At 61.2% G+C, this 17,892-nt stretch carries 11 protein-coding genes, 2 tRNA genes and 1 other RNA gene; 11 read left to right on the top strand and 3 right to left on the bottom strand.

The window, feature by feature from the left end:
• Positions 1-36 precede the first annotated feature (36 nt).
• The 10 genes from rsmA (at position 37) to NZ746_06350 (ending at position 14,370) form a co-directional block, all read left to right on the top strand.
• A complete protein-coding gene (rsmA, locus tag NZ746_06395) occupies positions 37-876 on the top strand; it encodes a 16S rRNA (adenine(1518)-N(6)/adenine(1519)-N(6))-dimethyltransferase RsmA (protein ID MCS6816991.1) in 840 nt (279 codons plus the stop codon).
• A gap of 40 nt (positions 877-916) precedes the next feature.
• A tRNA-Pro gene (locus NZ746_06390) sits at positions 917-994 on the top strand.
• A 70-nt stretch (positions 995-1,064) separates the two neighbouring features.
• Positions 1,065-1,141 (top strand) — tRNA-Arg (locus NZ746_06385).
• A 144-nt stretch (positions 1,142-1,285) separates the two neighbouring features.
• Positions 1,286-3,634 (top strand): response regulator, encoded by a 2,349-nt coding sequence (locus NZ746_06380; protein MCS6816990.1) that lies wholly within the window; start codon positions 1,286-1,288, stop codon positions 3,632-3,634.
• Complete coding sequence (locus tag NZ746_06375) at positions 3,631-6,825, top strand: HEAT repeat domain-containing protein (GenBank protein MCS6816989.1); 3,195 nt, start codon at positions 3,631-3,633, stop codon at positions 6,823-6,825. Before NZ746_06380 ends, NZ746_06375 begins: the two co-directional genes overlap by 4 nt.
• Complete coding sequence (locus NZ746_06370; protein ID MCS6816988.1) at positions 6,822-6,953, top strand: hypothetical protein; 132 nt, start codon at positions 6,822-6,824, stop codon at positions 6,951-6,953. Before NZ746_06375 ends, NZ746_06370 begins: the two co-directional genes overlap by 4 nt.
• A gap of 51 nt (positions 6,954-7,004) precedes the next feature.
• Complete coding sequence (locus NZ746_06365; protein ID MCS6816987.1) at positions 7,005-9,635, top strand: glycosyltransferase family 39 protein; 2,631 nt, start codon at positions 7,005-7,007, stop codon at positions 9,633-9,635.
• Complete coding sequence (locus NZ746_06360) at positions 9,632-11,908, top strand: tetratricopeptide repeat protein (GenBank protein ID MCS6816986.1); 2,277 nt, start codon at positions 9,632-9,634, stop codon at positions 11,906-11,908. The genes NZ746_06365 and NZ746_06360 overlap by 4 nt, the downstream gene beginning before the upstream one ends.
• A gap of 11 nt (positions 11,909-11,919) precedes the next feature.
• Entirely contained in the window at positions 11,920-12,786 is an 867-nt protein-coding gene (locus NZ746_06355; GenBank protein MCS6816985.1) for a decaprenyl-phosphate phosphoribosyltransferase, read from the top strand.
• A 21-nt stretch (positions 12,787-12,807) separates the two neighbouring features.
• Positions 12,808-14,370, top strand: a complete 1,563-nt coding sequence (locus NZ746_06350) for a glycosyltransferase (protein ID MCS6816984.1) — start codon at positions 12,808-12,810, stop codon at positions 14,368-14,370.
• Positions 14,371-14,408: 38 nt separating this feature from the next.
• Here the strand turns inward: NZ746_06350 and rnpB are convergent.
• Positions 14,409-14,850: RNase P RNA component class A (gene rnpB / locus NZ746_06345), an RNA gene on the bottom strand.
• Positions 14,851-14,997: 147 nt separating this feature from the next.
• On the opposite strand from rnpB, the gene NZ746_06340 reads away from it, so the two are divergent.
• Positions 14,998-16,092: a M48 family metallopeptidase gene (locus NZ746_06340; GenBank protein MCS6816983.1), complete on the top strand. Its 1,095-nt coding sequence runs from the start codon at positions 14,998-15,000 to the stop codon at positions 16,090-16,092.
• A gap of 53 nt (positions 16,093-16,145) precedes the next feature.
• On the opposite strand, the gene NZ746_06335 is transcribed toward NZ746_06340, so the two are convergent.
• Entirely contained in the window at positions 16,146-17,444 is a 1,299-nt protein-coding gene (locus NZ746_06335) for a zinc ribbon domain-containing protein (protein MCS6816982.1), read from the bottom strand.
• 2 nt (positions 17,445-17,446) lie between these two features.
• On the bottom strand, positions 17,447-17,716 hold the full coding sequence (locus NZ746_06330; GenBank protein ID MCS6816981.1) for a DUF350 domain-containing protein: 270 nt from the start codon (positions 17,714-17,716) through the stop codon (positions 17,447-17,449).
• Positions 17,717-17,892 lie beyond the last annotated feature (176 nt).

Here is a 17,892-nt window from a genome sequence, read left to right as displayed (position 1 = left end):
TATCGGCGCGCTTGAGATCGCGATGAGGATGACCGCATGATGCGCGCGCGCAAACGTCTGGGGCAACATTTCCTGTCCGATCCCCATCTCGCCCGTCGGATCGTGGAGGCCGTTGATCTCCATCCCGAGGATGTCGTCCTGGAGATCGGTCCGGGACGCGGCGCTCTGACCCGCTTTCTGAGCGAACGCGCGGCCCGCGTCCTGGCTGTCGAGATTGACGAAGCGCTCGCTCGACAGCTCGCTGGCCGATGGCCTCCGGAGAAGGTCACCCTCATCATCGGAGACATCTTGAAGCTGGACCTCGATCAGCTCCTGGAGCGAGAAGGACTCAGCGCACCCATTCGCGTCTTCGGCAATCTCCCGTACAACATCGCTACGGCCATCCTTCAACATTTGCTTCGCTTCCGCACACGCCTGCGCGATATGACCGTCATGTTGCAGCGCGAGGTCGCCGACCGCATCCTGAGCCCTCCCGGGAGCAAGTCCTACGGCTATCTCTCCATCTTCGTCCAGTACCATTGCGAAGGCCGACGCCTCTTCACCATCTCGCCGAGCGCCTTCCGACCATCGCCTAAGGTCTTCTCGACGGTCGTCCATCTTCGCGTGCGCGAACGTCCGGCCGTGGAGGTCCCCGATGAAGAGTTCTTCTTCGACGTGGTCAGCGCGCTCTTCGCCGAACGGCGCAAGACGATTTGGAACAATCTCAAGCGCGCCGCTGCGCGCTTACGGGTGAACGATCTCGCCTCGGTCTTTCAGCGCGTCGGTCTCTCTCCCCTCCGTCGAGCGGAGACGCTCGCGTTGGAAGAATTGGCCGCTCTGACGACGGCTCTTTTTCACGCGCGCGCTCAAGAGCAGGGAGCGATTCGCTTCGTTTGACAGGCTCCGAAGGATTCGCTAGAGTGAAGGTTCGAACCCTCGGGGCGTGGCGCAGCCTGGCGAGCGCGCCTGCCTTGGGAGCAGGAGGTCGGCGGTTCAAATCCGCCCGCCCCGACCACGCTTTCGATCCCCCCGCGAGAGATTCCCCCCTCGACAGGAGCGACGACCGAATGCTATCTTTGTAGCGCGCCCCGATAGCTCAACTGGAAAGAGCAACGGCCTTCTAAGCCGTAGGTTGTGGGTTCGAGTCCCGCTCGGGGCGCCACTTGCCCTCCCACACGCTCACTCCCCAATGGAACGGTCCCTTCGAGTTTCGGATGAGGCCCTTCTTCCTCCCTCCGCACGGGCACCTTGTGAACGCCTCGGGCCTTTTGATATCATGCGGAAATGATTGATTAGGAGGCATCCCATGGGGGCCATTTTGATCGTAGATGACGAGGAGAGCATCAGAGCGCTCTTGAAGGAGCTTTTGAGAGGATTGCTGGTGGCTCCGGAAGTGAAGGAATGGGCCGATTTGGGCATCACGCGTCTCCTCACCGCCTCGGAAGGAGCGGAGGCCTTGGCCCTGATGGAGCAAGAGGAGATCGCTCTGGCGATCGTGGACATTAACCTCCCGCGTCTGGATGGCATGCAGGTGCTAGCGCGGATCAAGGAACGAAGCCCAGAGACCGAGGTCATCGTCATCACCGGATACGCCTCCTTGGAGACGGCCATCGAGGCTGTGCGGCGTGGGGCTTACGACTATATCACTAAGCCCTTCGATCATGCGCGACTCCTCAAAGTCGCCGCCCATGCCCTCGATCGCTGGCGATTGCAGAAGGAGAACAAGCGGTTGTTCCAGACGTTGGAGAAGCGCGTCGCGGAGCTCCACTTGCTTTATGAATTGACGGCCTCGCTCAATCGTGTGCTCGAGCCGCGACGCGTGTTGATGGTGGTTGCGGAGGTGCTGCCCAAGGCGATCGCTTATGATGTCCTGAGTCTGCTGCTCGTGGAAAGGCAGGCAGAGCTGACAATGATCCCCCGCCATGTCGTGAGCGAGGTGTTCTTAGAGCGCGTGAAGCAACAGGCCCTCGAGTCGGCGCGCCAGATTCTCCCGACCCTCTCGGAGGTCTCCGTTGCCCTCCATGTGCTCGAGCCGGAGGTGCCGCCCAGCCAGATCCTCGTCGCTGAAGAGCCGCGGGCCTCTCTCACAATTCCTCTCGAGGAGGGGGAGGCCATTGTTGGAGTGCTCCACCTCAGTCGCGCTCAAGCCGAAGCGTTCACTTCGGACGAAGAAGCCTTCGTCCGCATCGTCGCCCAGCAATTGCTGATCGCCTTGAACCGATTGCGCGAGACCGCCGCCGCGGAGCAAGACAAGATCAGCGCGATGCTGGAGAGCATGAGCGAGGGCGTCGTCATGGTTGACGAAGCTCGTCAGGTGCGCGTGATCAATCGAGCGGCGAAGGAGGTCTTGGGACTGACGGGCGACGCGACAACGGAGGCATTCGTGAATCGTTGCGAGGAGCTGGGGCTTTGCAATCTCCTCCAGAACGGGGGTCAGGAGAAACAGAGCGCGGAATATCGTCTGGAAACGCCGACGCCCCGCGTCCTGAAGGTCAATGTCAGCCGCGTGCGAAGCCATACGGGCGAGCTTTGGGGGACCGTCTTCACGTTTCACGACGTGACGCGGGAGAAGGAACTGGACGAAATGAGACAGGATCTGCTCTCGCAGATCTCCCACGATCTGCGCACGCCGTTGTCGCTCATCAAAAATGCGCTCGGCATCGTGCTCGCTCAGAAAGCGGGCGCTCTGACGCCCGAACAACTTCGATTCCTCTCGATCGCGAACAAAAATGCGGATAAACTGGCGCACTTGCTGGATACGATTCTGGATCTGGATCGCATCCGAAGAGGGAAGTTGGAGCTGGAGATCGAGCTGATGGATGTGGAGAGGGTGATCGACGCGGCGCTGGCGACGTTCCAACCGATCGCTGAGCAGAAGCGAATCACGCTGCAGAAGCAACTGACGGAGGGATTGCCCAAGGTATACGCGGATGCCGGACGCCTGGAACAAATCCTCAACAATCTGCTCCAGAACGCGATCAAGTTCACTGCCGAGGGCGGACGCGTGTGGATCCGCGCGATGCCATATACAGATCCGGCCGATCCTGAGACAGCTTGGGTTCGCATTGATGTACAAGACACAGGCATCGGTATTCCCGCAGAAGCGCGCGAGCGCATATTCGAGGGGTACTATCGCGCGCCGACGACGAAGGAACAGGGCTTGGGCCTAGGGCTCGCCATCACGAAGGCGCTCGTCGAAGCCCACAAGGGACGCATCTGGGTCGAGAGCACAGTGGGTGAAGGCAGTTGCTTCTCCTTCCTCTTGCCGGCCGAAAGGCGACGTCCGCGGAAGCCGGTGGTCCTAATTGTCGAGGACGAGCCCGATATGGTCGAGACGTTGAGCTTCCATTTGCAGAGCGAGGGCTTTGCGTGCGAGGTGGCGTATACGGGGATGGAGGCGTTACGCAAAGCGAACGAATTGGCCCCGGATGCTATCCTCCTGGACATCATGCTTCCGGACATCAACGGCTATCAGGTCTGCCGCCGCTTGAAGGCTGAGGAACGGACGCGCCACATTCCGATCCTCATGTTGACGGCTCGCTCTCAAGCGAGCGATCGTTTCTGGGGACTCGAAGCAGGAGCGGAGGCCTACATCGTGAAACCGTTTGAGATCGAGGAAGTCACGGCGAAGCTCCGCGAGGTGCTCAAGTTGTGATCCCGAGCGAAACCTTACGCACATGGTTGATCTGGAGCATCGTGGCGATCGCCGGGGGGATTCTCCTGGCGATCCTTGTCGTCTTGGCGAGGGAATCATGGCGACGATGGCGACAATGGCGCCTGGCGCGGATTCGGCGGCGGTTCCGCGCGATGCTCGATGAAATGGACCGCATGGAGGAGGCCGCTGTGGCCGAGCTGGCTGAACAGCTCAAGAAGACCTTCGGCTTGAGACACCTGGAATGGCTTCTGAACGAGAGCGTGGAGCTGGCCGACGTCTCCTTGCAGGCGAAGTTTCAAGCGCTTTACGAGCATTTGGGCCTTTTGGACCGCTATCTTCACGACCTTCGCCATTCGCCCCGCTGGAGCGTTCGCGCGGGTGCAGCGCGGCGCCTTGGAGAGATTGGCAGTGCGCGAGCTGTCCCAGCGCTGCTCGAAGCCATGCGCGACCCCTATGAGGACGAGGACGTCAAGCTGGCGTGCGCTCGCGCTTTGGGAATGATTCGCGATCCGCAAGCGATTCCGTCGCTGATCGAAGCCCTTCGGGAACCGGACAAATGGGTCTCGCCGCGAGTGGCCGAGGTGCTCGTGCCGTTTGGAGCGCTCGCTGAAGCACCCCTGATGGAAGCCCTTCGGGACCCGAACTCGGACAACTTGCGCACATGGGCCGCGAGTATCCTCGGAGAGATTCGCTCCCGAGCGGCCGTGCCGAATCTCATTCGCGCCTTGTGGGATCGCGCGGAATCCGTTCGCGCGGCAGCCGCCCGCGCCTTGGGCGAGATTGGGGATCACCGTGCGGTGAATGCCCTCCTGGAAGGAACGCTGCGAGATCCCTCGGCGCTCGTTCGGATGGAAGCGGCTGTCGCCTTGGGGAAGATCGGGGATGAGAAGTCGCTGGAAGCCCTGCAACTCGCCCTCGCGGATCCGGATCCAATTGTTCGCTTGCGCGCCATCGAAGCGCTGGAGATGATCGGTCCTTCAGCCAGTGAGCTCCTTGAAGGCTCATTGACCGACGATGATCCTGAGGTGCGGTATCGAACGGCCGCCGTCTTGGAACGGTTGGGATATGTTCAAACCCAGCTGGACCGCCTCAAGAGCGAGGACGCGATCGAACGCGCCATGGCGCGACGGAAGCTCACGCTCATTGGAAAGGCCGGGCTTCGGGAATCGCTTTCGGCTGGTCTGCACGATCCGGATTTTCGCGTTCGCGCGCAGGTGTGTCAGGTGCTCGCCGAGGTGGGGGAGAAATCTCCCGGAATTCTCGAAGCCTTGCAACTGACCACAAGGGACCGCGAATGGTCCGTTCGCGCGCAGGCGATCGCCGCACTTGGGAGATTGCGCGCGAAGGAAGCGTTGCCCGACCTCATCGAGCGGTTAGGGGATCAGGAAGCGATCGTGCGCGAAGCGGCTGCCGCGGCAATCGCAGAAATGGAAGCGACGGACCTGGCGGCCTTCTTGCCGCAGTTCTTGAACCTGCTTCGCGATCCGAATGCTTGGATCCGCGCCACGGCGGCCACGATCCTGCAGCGGATCCCCGATGCGCAGGTCCGAGAAGCGCTTCTGGAGGCCCTCAAGGATCCCATCGAGGATGTGCGCGCGCATGCGGCGGCCGCGCTCAGCGCCTTTTCCGAACCGCACGTCATGTCCGCTCTACTGGTGGCTTTGGAAGATCCGAGCCCTTCCGTTCGCTTGGCCGCAGTGCGCAGCCTCAAGCACTTGGAATACCGAGGCCCTCTTGATCCATTCGTGCGGCTCCTGGATACGGATAACGAAGAGCTTCGGGAGGCTGTCGCCGATACGCTCGCGCATCTGGCTCGGGATGTACAGGCGCTCATTCGTGCACTTAGCGATCTCTCCAGCGAAGCGGGACGCCGAGGGGCTGTTCACGCGCTCGCCCAACGCCAAGAGGAAGAAGCCACCGAGGCCTTGTGCGCCTTCCTCCGCGATCCTTCGGCTCGTGTGCGTGAAGCTGCGGCCCGCGCGCTCGGACGACGACCCGGAGCATGCGCCCTGAACGCCTTGCTTTCAGCGCTCAATGATCCGGCAGAATCGGTGCGGATCGCCGTCCTCGACGCTCTAGGTGAACTCGGTGCTCCGGAGGCGCTGGACCCGGTCATGAACGCCACGCGAGACCCGAGCGATCACGTCAAGCAACATGCGGCGCTCTGCTTGGGCAAATTGGGCGACGCCAATGCTCAAACGCGGCTCGCGGAATTGCTGAATGCGGCATCCCCATCCGTACAAGCCGCTGCGATCATCGGCCTGGCCTTGCTGCGCAGCAGCTCGTATATCCCGGATATACTCGCGCGGCTCCAAGACCCACAGGTCCGGGACGCGGCTCGAGTGGGGCTCGAACGCGAGTCGGAAAAAACGATCGCACGAGTTCGTGAGTTCCTCCACATCGAGGCCCTGGATGATCTTGTGCTTCCCGACTTCGAGCGCATGATCGAACACTATGTCCACATCGTCCGACACAGTCAGGACAGCGACGCCCGTTGGCATGCCGTCCAAGGACTCGGTGTGGTGAGCGATGCTCGGTATCTGGAGCTTCTCCAAGAGACATTCATCCGCGATCCCGATGCGCGCGTGCGCGCCGAAGCGCTGCGCACTTTGGCTCGAGTCGCTTCTCCCGCTGATGCGCGCGCGGCAGCATTTCGAGCCCTGCGCGATCCCGATCATCACGTCCGAATGGAAGCCGTGAGGCTTCTCGGGCAACTTCGAGATCCGAAAGCGACGGATCAGCTTCTCGAGCAACTCTCACTCGCCGAGCCGTTCTATCGGGAGGCGATCGCCCACGCGCTCGCCGCCATCTTCCAGAGGGAACCGCAGCGGCTCGTGGAATTGGCCCTCGCAACAGAGAGGAGACCCGTCCTGCTCGGCCTGCTGCACGCCCTGAGTCTGCTTGGATCCCCACACGCGCTCCCCGCGTTCCGTCGAGCGTTGCAACATCCGGATGCCGAGGTGCGCCGCGCCGCTGTATCCGCTGTCGCGAAACTGGAGGGATCGGAAGCACGAGCACTGCTCTTGGCGGCCTTGAGGGATCCAGATCCTCAACTTCGGATTCACGCGGCGCAGATCCTCGGGAGCTTGGACGTCCACGCGTATCGCGATGTCCTTCGGACGCTGGAGCAGGATCCCGTCCCTGAAGTTCGAGAAGTCGCTCATCGGATTTTGACCGGACGCCCACGATGACGCCTCCTCCTCGGAGCGAATGGCTCGTGCTCGTGCTGCTTGGCGCAGCGCTCGCCGTGTATATCGGCGTGCATTGGCCGCTCACGAAGGCGACGGGGATCGTCGTGCGGCATTTGCTGGGATGGTGAATCGGTGATCATCGCCCATTTCCGGGAGAGAAGCGACAGAGAGGTGATCGGGTGAAACGAAGCGTTTGGATCGGGGAACGTCTGAGGCTCGCGACGACCACGAGGCGGGGGTTTTTCGTCTGGCCCTCGGATGTGCTCTTTGGTCTTGCCCTCCTGCTGTGGAGCATGCTTCTCCATGTGAGGCTCACGTCCGCGAGTCCATCGCTTCATATCCCGTGGATCTTGGCGGGATTGATCTTCCTCGCGCACGAGCTGTGGATCCGGGCATTAGCTCTGGAGAGTCCGTATCGGATATTAGCGGCCGCTTTGGTGACTTCGGTGCAGATCGTCGTCTCGCAGATCGCTCTGGGAATGTTCGACCATTTGACAGGCCCGGCGCTTTTGCTGACCAATCTGGTGATCGCGGCCGCATTCCTGATGGGCTATGGGTTCTGGGCGCGAAAACGCATCGCGCAAGCACCGGCTTCTCCTCGCGCGCGGCCCTCTTTTGTGGGCGGCCTGCTCGGTGCGCTCGTGGCCGTCACCTACGGCTTCATCCTCTATCTCGAGCGAATGGTGCCGCCGCACGATGTGGACTCGCTCAACTACCATCTGCTCGATGTCCTCACGTACGCGCACAACCGAAATCTCGATCCCTTCCCCTTCGCGTGGATTCAGCCATATTTCCCGAAAGCTGGAGAGCTGCTCACCCTCTGGATTTATCTGCTCGGGGGCGGGAACAAAGCAGCGTTCGTCCACATGAACACCGTTCAGATCCCCTTTGCCTTCATGGGCGGATGGGCCGTATGGAGTCTGGCTCATGCGTTCGGGCTCCGGCATGTGGCCGTGCTCGCGCTGTCGCTCTACGTGCTCACGCCCCTTGTGCTCCTTCAATCGCTCACGACGATGGTGGATATCATTGCGGCGGCATTCTTCCTGACGGCGCTCGTCTTTCTCGTTCTCCATCTCCAGAATCGGCGGTCGTTGGAGCTACATCTGTTCGCGCTGGCCTTCGGGCTTCTCCTGGGCACCAAGTTCACGTTCCTCTACCTCTCGCTCCCTTTGATCGTCGTCTTCCTCTTCGGCGCGGATCGAGGAGAGTTCCCGCTCGGCGAGCACTTGCGCCTCGTGTGGTCACGGGTGGGGACGCTGCTGCTTTGTGTGCTCCTGGGCGGAGGATTTTGGATGGTTCGGAACGCGCTCGTCTTCGGAAATCCCGTCTATCCCGTGCGCTTGGAGATTGCAGGGACGACGCTCTTCGATGGCCCGATCTCGATGACGCGACATTCGGAGTTGCACGAGCGGCGATTCGTCTCTCAGCGTTGGCAATGGCTCTTCTACCCGTTTCGCGAAGCCTACGTGGATGACCCCCGGTTCCACACGGCGCCGGAGGTCCCAATCCACTACGGATGGTCGAATGGCTTCGGCCCGCAATTCGCCATGGGAGGGATCGCGACCCTCCTGATGCTCGTTCGAGCGCGACGGCGGCGCGACCGATTGCTCTTCTGGACGCTCATGACGCTTCCGCTTAGTATCGCCCTTTGGTGGATCTTGAATCCATACCGCGAACCGCGGTATATTCTGGCGATTTGTGGGATAGCGATCTTCGCGCTCCTGGTGTTGCGGAGCGAGTTGACCCGATTCGGCCGCGCGTTCCTCACTGGCGCCCTGGTCATCGCTGCGTTCTTCTCCGTCCTGGCGACTACTGGTCATTTGGTCGAGCGCGATGCAGGAAGTTGCGGTCATTCGTTAGTGCACCTCCTTCGAAGTGGCCGATTTGGCCCCGATGCCATCGCGAACTACCCGCTTGTCAAAGAGTATGGTCCCGCGATAGACGGACTCGTCTGGATCGCCGATCACATCCGGAATCGGACGATCGCCTACACGGTCCCGGATTTCGCTGCGCTTCTGTACGGATGGGAATCCACGAACCGGCCCGTTCACATCCCGACATGGGAATTCGTGAAGCTCGCGCATCTGCCGCGCGCGACGACATACGCGGAGTGGCGCCGGCTCCTTGCCGAACAACGCGTGGACTACATCTTCTTCTACAATCCGCCGACGTACGACGCGCCTTATCCGGTCGCTGAGTGGATTCGCGCGCATCCGGAGGACTTCGAGGTCGTGAAGTCTTGGGGACCGACGGTCGCGCTCTTGCGCCCGCGATTTTCTTCACTCGAGCGGGCGAACGTCTCCGACACCTCGTCCGGCTGGCCGGTTGGACGATCGGTCCGAGAATTGCCCGAACTCAATGACCCGCTGGCGTGGCAGATCTATCTGGAGGTTCGTGGATGTGAGGTCACGCGCGCAGCGGCCGACGGCGGCGTTCGCCTGAGCTGGCGCTTCACTACGCGCGAGAACGACTATGGCGAGATCCTGGCTGGAGTCGAACTGACCGAGTGGTCGGCGGCGCGATGGTTGGAATTCCAACTCTTCTGGTCAGGCGCCCCGGATCTCCTCTTCGTGTACGTGAAGAATCTCGATCCCCGACAGTACGCGCGATTTCGTCTCCCTCTGCGGACACTCGCGCCCGGATGGAATCGCGTGCGGATTGATCTGACTCGGCCCGAGTGGAAGACCAACGGATTCACCCTCGGGGATGTGCGGACTCTTCACCTGGTCGTGGATGACGATCCGGATGAGCGCATCGGGACAGGCGAGATCATCGTGAGAGATTTTCGGTTGGCGAGGGAGGGTTCATGAAGGCGGCCGTACTCGTCCTCATGCTGCTGTGTCACGTTCGAAGCGATGACGAAAGGCCTCTGACTCCATTGCCTCAGGTATCGCTGGAATCCGTCCGAGCGTTGATCGAGCGGGGAGAATTGGAAGAGGCCGCCCGACAGCTCCAGGAAATCCGCGCGACGCATCCGCGCGATCCAGAGAGCGCGCGCTTACTCGGTGAAGTGCGTCGCCGACAGGGACGATGGGACGAGGCGCTCGCGCAATATCAGGCTGTGTTGGCTCTCATCCCACGGGATGTCGAGGCGATGTTTTGGATCGCGACGCTCTATCGGTGGAAGGGCGCCATGGAGGAATCGCTCGCTGCGTATGGGCGCGTTCTGGCAGAGGTGCCACAGCATGTGGACGCGCTCCTTGGACGCGCGCGCGTTTTTCTGCAAATGGGCCGACTGGCCGAAGCCGAGGCCGATGTGCGCGCGGCGCTCGCTGCTGCTCCACGGAGCGAGGAAGCGGCCGAACTCTGGCTGCAGATGCTCCTGCGCGCCCGACGATTTCAAGAGGCCGAAGCATGGATTCGGGCGCATTCGGATCTGCCCGGACGAGATCGCTGGCTTGGCGATCTCTATGCTGCCCAGGGGCGAATGTCCGAAGCCATCGGCGCCTATGCGCGCGCACTCGCGGCCATGCCTCACGATCACGCCGTGCTTCGCGCTTTGGCTGAAGCGTATCGCAAGTCGGGGAAACTGGAGCGCGCCGTGGAGCTCTATCGGCAGCTCGCGCGCCTGTATCCGCACGACGCCGACAGTTACTTCTGGATCGGAACGATCGCGCGATGGCGCGGGGACGTGCGCGCTGCGGAAGAAGCATTCCGAGAAGCCCTCCGTCGAGAACCGCGACATCTGGATGCCGTGATCGGACTGGTGCGCCTCGCCCTCGCACAGGAAGATCTCCGATTGGCTGAACGGCAGTTGGAGCAAGCGCGCGCACTCGATCCGAACCATCCTGAAGTCATCGTGCTCTGGGGTCAGCTCTTGGAGCGGCAGGGCCGGCGGCGAGAAGCCCTGCGAGAATATCAACGAGCACTCCATCGCGATCCGCAAGACGAGGCGGCTTCGGCCGGATATTGGCGGCTTTGGCCCATCGTCCGCCCAACCTTCGAAGCGACCTATGAGCAGCATGAGACGGAGGTCTTGGAAGGACGCGCTGACCGCGTCTTCGATATTCCGGTGACGCGCATTCGGTATCGCCTCCAACGGGCTACGGCTCGCGGGCGTTACCCCGTGGGCGAGACTTGGGCGCTGCAAGGCATTCTGCGCGCCAGCCGCGACCAGGTCACGAACCGTTCCGGTGGCTTCACGATCTATGACTTCACCATCCTCACGCCTACCTTCGGGGTAGAGGGCGCACCCGCTCCCCGCTGGTCGTTCACCGGAGAGATCGGCGCTGCCTTCTTTCAAAGCAACGCGGCAGGCTCCATACCGGAGGAGACGTTCCTCCATTCCGAAGCCCATCTCGAATATCGTGGGCCGAGCGATCACCTGGGGTTTGGTTTCCGACGAGGTCCCTTCTTAGGACGGAGCTTCGCCGCAGATGTCCGATTCGGGATCTTCGTCGAGAATCGCTTTCAGGCGCTCTACGATCGGCGCCTCTCCTCCACCCTCTGGGCACACGCCGACTACGCCTTCGCCCGCTATTCCGATGGAAATCGAACGCACGCGGCCGGAGCCACGTTGCGCTATGCGGACGCCCGAAAGGAGGGAATCATCGGGTACCGCCTGACGCCACTACAGGCCCGCTTTCTGACGCCAGAGAACACGCTCGACTTCCTTCGAGTCCATGAGGCTATCTTCGCCGGATGGTGGGCGCCGCATGCGGAGATCATGCTCCGCGCTGAGGCCGCGCGGGCGTGGTATCAGGACCGGAATTGGGGATGGCGGGCGCGCGCGATGGTGGGATATCGGCCCCATATCCTCCGCGTCGTCGAATTCGGGGCATCGTATTTTCGGGACTGGTACGCACGCGATGCGCTCCGATACAACACGCTGACGATCCGCAACGTCATGCCGTATCTGGCGCTCAGGAGCGAAGCGCGTCCGCGTTGGTCCTACGAACTCCGCTATGGATATGCGCGGCTCTCCGATGAAGCCACAGCCCGCTACTGGGCGCACGATGCCCTCGGTCGGTTCGCCTTCTGGATCGGCACTCGCCTGCGCCTAGGAGGAGAAGGGCGCTACTGGCGCGACACGCTCACGCAGCGGACTTGGCATGCCTCCATCTTCCTACAGTGGGTCTTCTGATGAGAGAGACGGTGCGACTGCTGGTGCTCTCGCTTCGTCCTCGTCATTGGACGAAGAATCTGATCTTGCTGGCACCGCTCGTCTTCTCACGACATCTGTTTGAGGAGGATCGCGCGCTCCGCGCCGCAGCGGCTTTCGGGATCTTCTGCCTGCTCTCTGGAAGCATTTACGTGCTCAACGATCTTCGCGACATCGAGCGGGATCGCCGTCATCCGATAAAGGCGCGACGACCGCTGGCCTCTGGTGCGCTCTCACCGCGCCTGGCAGCGCGCTTCGGCGTGCTCTTGCTCGGTGGAGCGCTGGCGCTTTCATTCTGGCTCAATGTCGGCTTCGGACTCACGGCCCTCGCTTACGCCGTGCTGCAAGTCTCTTACTCGCTCTGGATGAAAGCGATCGTCATTCTCGATGTGTTCGCCATCGCCATGGGTTTCGTCCTACGCGCCGTCGCCGGCGGAGAAGCCGTTGCCGTCCCCCTGTCGCCGTGGTTCTTCATCTGCACGATGCTGCTGGCGCTTTTTTTAGGGTTGAGCAAGCGTCGGCACGAATTGCTCCTACTGGAGCGATCGGCCGCCGAACACCGAGCGAGCTTGGCCATGTACAGCCCGCTCCTTTTGGATCAGATGATCGCACTGGTGACGGCAGCGACGATCGTCACCTATGCGCTCTATACGCTCTCGGCCGAGACGATCGCGCGACTTCATACCGACGCGTTGAAGTACACCGTCCCCGTCGTTTTGTACGGGATCTTCCGCTACCTCTATCTCGTCTACCAGAAGGGGGAAGGAGGAAGCCCGGAGATGCTTTTGATCTCGGATCGTCCATTGTTCGCGACCATCCTGCTGTACGGCGCGATGGTCGTGTGGATCCTCTACCGATAGGAGGCCTTCGGAGGACGGCGTATGCTCGTCCGAATCCTTATCCTCGCGCAACTCTTCATCATCGGCTACACGCTGCTTTACAACACGGTGAACCTTCTCCTCATGGTCCTCGCCTTCTGGCGCATTCGGTTCTTCCTTCGAGAGCGTTCGGTACTTGATCCGGAATTCGCGTACGCTTCACCGTATACCCCTTTGATCTCGCTCATCGTGCCCGCCCACAATGAGGAACGGACGATCGTCGAATCCGTGCGCGCGCTGCTGCGCTTGCGCTATCCGCGCCTGGAGGTCATCGTCGTCAACGACGGCTCGACCGATCGCACGCGCGAGGTGCTGCAAGAGGCGTTCGCCTTGGTGCGGCGTGATCTCCCCCACCATGCGCCACTGAAGACGGCTCCCATTAAGGGACTCTACGAAGCCAGGAGTGAGAAACCCGCTCACGTTCAGCGGCTCATCCTCGTGGATAAGGAGAAGGGCGGCAAAGCCGATGCGCTCAATGCTGGGATCAACGTGGCACTGGCTCCCTACATTTGTACGGTGGATGCTGACTCGCTCATTGACGAGAAGGCGCTCCTTCAGCTTATCGCCGCCGTACAAAAAGATCCCGGGCAGATCGTCGCCATCGGCGGACAGGTCAGCGTCGCCAATGGGCGCGTTGTCGAACCGGGTCGCGTGCGCTCGACGCAGTTGCCGAAACGTGCTCTCGTGCTCCTTCAATTCGTCGAATACCTCCGATCATTCACGATGGGGCGAACGGCGTTGGCGATGCTCCGGGCCTTGCTCATCCTCTCGGGCGTCTTCGCCCTCTATCGCCGGGATGTGCTCATCCGCATCGGGGGCTTTCTCACCGAAAATATGCGCACCCGCCTTGGACGCGAATACGCGCGCGACGCGCCACAGACGGTGACCGAAGACCTGGAGATCATCCTGCGGCTCTACCGCTACATGTACGACAAAAAGATCGAGGGGCGCGTGGACTTCCTCCCTTATCCGATCGCATGGACCGAGGTGCCCGAGGTGCTCGCCGACCTGCGGAAGCAACGAAAGCGATGGTATCGCGGGCTCGTGGAAAACCTCCTCGTCTTCTATCGCGATATGCTCTTCAACCGGCGCTACGGTCGGATTGGACTTCTGGCCATGCCCTATCAGGTGTTGTTCGAAGTCTTCGGCCCCGTGATTGAATTAAGCGGCTATCTCATCCTCCTCATTTGCATCCCCCTGGGCTTATTGAGCGTCGAGTATGCTGTGCTCTTCTTCCTCTCGGCTGTCCTCTACGGCATCTTCGTCTCGACCTCCGCGATTCTCTTCGGAATTTGGTCCGAGGCCGTCTATCGCTCGGTTGGGTATCACTCGCTCTTCACCTACAGTCCCAAGGAGACGTTGAAGCTCTTGCTCTTCACCGTCCTCTCGCATTTGGGGTATCGCCAACTGATCATTCTCTGGCAGGTGGGGACGCTGGTGGACATGGTGCTCGGTCGCGCCCCCACGTGGGAGAAGATTCGTCGGCGAGGCTTCTCTTCGGCAGCGCCCGAGCAGTCCCTTCCCGAGCAAGGAGTCATCGTGCCCGGTTCTTCTGCGAAGGGCTGAAGGCGCGTAGCCCGAGGAACCCATGGCGTTAAGAAGGGGTCCGGAGCGAATCTGTAAGCCGAATTCTGTCTCCCACCTCTCCAGGAAGAGAGTCGGGAGGGCGGTCATTCCTCTGGGCTGACGGTCACCCGCCAGCTCAAGCGACCTACCCGAAGGCGCCATCGCACGGCGTCCGTGCGATCGTCGGGCGGGCCACCCTCGAGCGCCTTCCTATTTGGTCTTGCACCGCGGGGAGTTTGCCTAGCCGGACGTGTCACCACGCCCGCTGGTGGGCTCTTACCCCACCGTTTCACCCTTTGCCTGATCCTCCACTCTAGAGAGTGAAGGCCATCGGCCGGTCTGCTCTCTGTTGCACTTGTCGTCAAGCCGCCCTCACGGACGGCTTGCCTGGGTGTTACCCAGCCCGCTGCCCTGTGGTGTTCGGACTTTCCTCCGAAGGATCAGCTCCGCCAATCCTTCGGCGACCGCCCGATTCGCCCCAGACCCGAGAGAATTATAGCCCTCGGCTTGCGAAAAAGGGAATCTCTTGCAGGCGGCGCCACATGAAGAAAAATTAATCAGTCGGACCATACCACTCGTCCCCTGGTCGGTGTATAATTCCTCGCGAGTGAGAAAGGAGCGCGCGCTATGAACATCAGGCATTGGAAAAAGACGGTCCTCGCAGTGATCGCCCTTGGGCTCCTCGTGGGCTCTTCGGCGTGGAGTCAGTCGTCTCAAAAAGCGACGAAACCCCTCAGTCCGAACGAGGACCCACGCCTCATCGGCAAGCGCGACATCAACAAGCGGCAATGGAACTTCTACAGCATCGAGCGCGAAGTCCAATTGGGGCGACAACTGGCGGCCGAGATCGACCGATACATGCAAATCCTCGATGACCCGATCATCAGCGAATATGTCAATCGCGTCGGTCAAAACCTCGTCCTCCACTCCGATGCGAAGGTCCCATTCACGATCAAGGTCATCGTCTCGGATGAAGTGAATGCGTTCGCGCTCCCGGGAGGCTTCTTCTACGTGAACACGGGATTGATCGCGGCTGCCGATAATGAATCGGAATTGGCGGGGGTGATGGCTCACGAGATCGCGCATGTCGCGGCGCGACACGCATTGGAGAACTTCACCAAGACGCAGTTGCTGAGTTTCCTGCAGATCCCGCTCATCATCTTCACAGGAGGGGGATATTACGGCCTCGGTCAACTCATCATGATGGGCTCGGATCTGGGCATCTACGCGGCCTTCTTCAAGTTCAGTCGGGGGGCGGAGAAAGAAGCCGACATTCTTGCTGCTCAATATCTCTGGGCAGCGGGATATGATCCGAATGGGCTGCTGACCTTCTTCGAGAAGATCAACGCGATGCAGAAGACGCGCCCGGGGGGCATCTCGAAGCTCTTCATGTCGCATCCGCCGACGCCCGATCGCATCGCGGTCGTGAAGGATCTGATCGCCCGGTTCCCCGAGCGAGAGGAATACATCATCACCACGTCCGAATTCAACAAGATCAAAGACAGGCTCATTCGGCTGCAGGGGCTGCATCGGCGCTTGGATGAGAAGCGAGCGCCGGGAAGCACGCCTGAAGAGCGTGGCCGACCAACGCTGAAGCGCCGTCCGCAAGGTCAAGATCAACCTCAAGAGGGCACACAGGGAGAGGAGAAGACTGGGGCTGAGTCTGCGGAGAAGTCCCCGGCTCCACAGGAGAGGCCCACCTTGAGGCGGCGGAATCCGTGATCCCTGGCGGCGGAAATCGGGCCTCCCGGTACGAGTCCGGCGAACAAAGCTGATCAAACGCGCGCCTCTTCACCCCGATGAGGTGACCGTGCGAGGCGCCCGAGTAACCCCCACGCCGCGAGGGCGCCTCCCCCACTGACCAGCAAAAGGGGGATCACCACTCCTACTCCCCTCAGAACGATGACTGAGATCGCCCAGAGAAATCCCGCTAAGCGAAGATCGGACTCGACTCGGAGGGGAACGAAAGGCCGATCTTCCTCAAGCCCCACGTGACCCGGCATACACGCCGCGATCACTTCTCTTCCGACGCGCACAATGGCGGCCGTCTCTCCTCGGCTCGCCCATAGGGCGAGATGCTCAATCCCTTGAACCACAAGCCCGATCCCTATCTGGATCAGCGCTCCCAAGAGGCCACCAAGTGCCAGGAGCAGGAGGAGATACCCCATGGCGCGTTTCCCTTCACGCGCGAAGAGCAGATAAAGCCGATAGAGCGTTTGCGAGAACGTCCCGCCGTTGGTCACGGCTAAAGTTGGCCCGTAGATCAGAGCCGCGAGGAGAGCTAATCCCGCCGACACGATCCCTAGCGCGAGCAGGAACTGCGGGATGAAAAGGAGCGCCCAGAGCAAGCGCCCGCTCGTCCCCATTCGCGCGAGCGCTCCGAGAGCTAACAGGAGCACAATCCCGAACCCGATGATCCCGGCGAACAGCGTCGCCGGACCAACGATAGCCGGCAGTCGTTGAAGAATTCCCGAAGCTGGGGCCCATGTGAGCCGAAGACGAGGCCCTCCCTCAATGATCAATGAAGCAGCGAGGGTCGCTGAGCTCAGAGCAAACATCGCGATGAATGCTCCCCATCCGACGATGCGCCACGTCGCCGCCAACTTCGGAGACTCCACCGCGACGGATCCAAGGAGCTGAAAAACGACTAAGAGCATCCAGCCAATCATCGTGCTCGTCCCGTACCACAGAATCCGCCGATGGTCCAAAAGAAATCGTAGTGCGGCCATGGCATCGGCCAGCGTCAGCGTGGGAACTGTCTCCGCCTCGATGACCGAACCGGCGCTCTCAACTCCTGCTCCTCCCTCGCCTGACGGCGTCTCTTCGGACGGAGCCGAAATCCTTCCTTCTCCAAGAGGCCCAACAGATTCTTCAAGGGCCCGCTCCGCCCCTTCCCCTTCACCGTGCGATGACTCTGTGGCGAAGACTCCCTCCTCGGCTGCCGAGGAAGATTCGACCGACGGAATAATCGTTTGCGAAGCCAACAACCGATCAAGTGTGGAGGCGTTGCAACTCGGACAAAAGAGGACCTTCTCAGGCAATGGAATGCCACATTCCGAACAGAATCGCGCCATACTCACGAGATGGCGGCCGCGATGATGATCGCAATCCCGATGATGATCCCAGCGACGACGATCCCGACCGCGATGTTCTTATCCTCCACCAACTCCTTCCCCAAGGAGAAGGGAGTGATGAGGTCGAAGATCAAATATCCGATGACCGAGAGAGCGATTCCCAAAAGCCCATACGTCGCCGTCGCGACCAGATCCCAGAGGCTCAGTTTCTCTGCGATCCTCGAAGCTTGAACGGCCAATCCCACGAGCACCACGTGCGTTCCAATGCCCATATCTCGCGCTCCTTCCCCGCATCAGCGGAGACGGCCTCTGATGCCTGAGTCCTACTTCGCTCATCGTGAAAGACACCCACAGAGGACCACCATGAGTCCCCCTCCCCCGCGTGCGGCGAGGATCGCCCGCGCTGTACCAATGTCCCGCGCAGTCAGCGCGACGCTTCCTCTTTGAG

The sequence above is a fragment of the Blastocatellia bacterium genome, from assembly GCA_025055075.1.
In the GTDB taxonomy this organism is placed as follows: Bacteria; Acidobacteriota; Blastocatellia; order HR10; family HR10; genus HR10.
The sequence above is the reverse complement of the archived record's forward strand: the minus strand, read 5'-3'. Positions and strand labels throughout refer to the sequence as shown.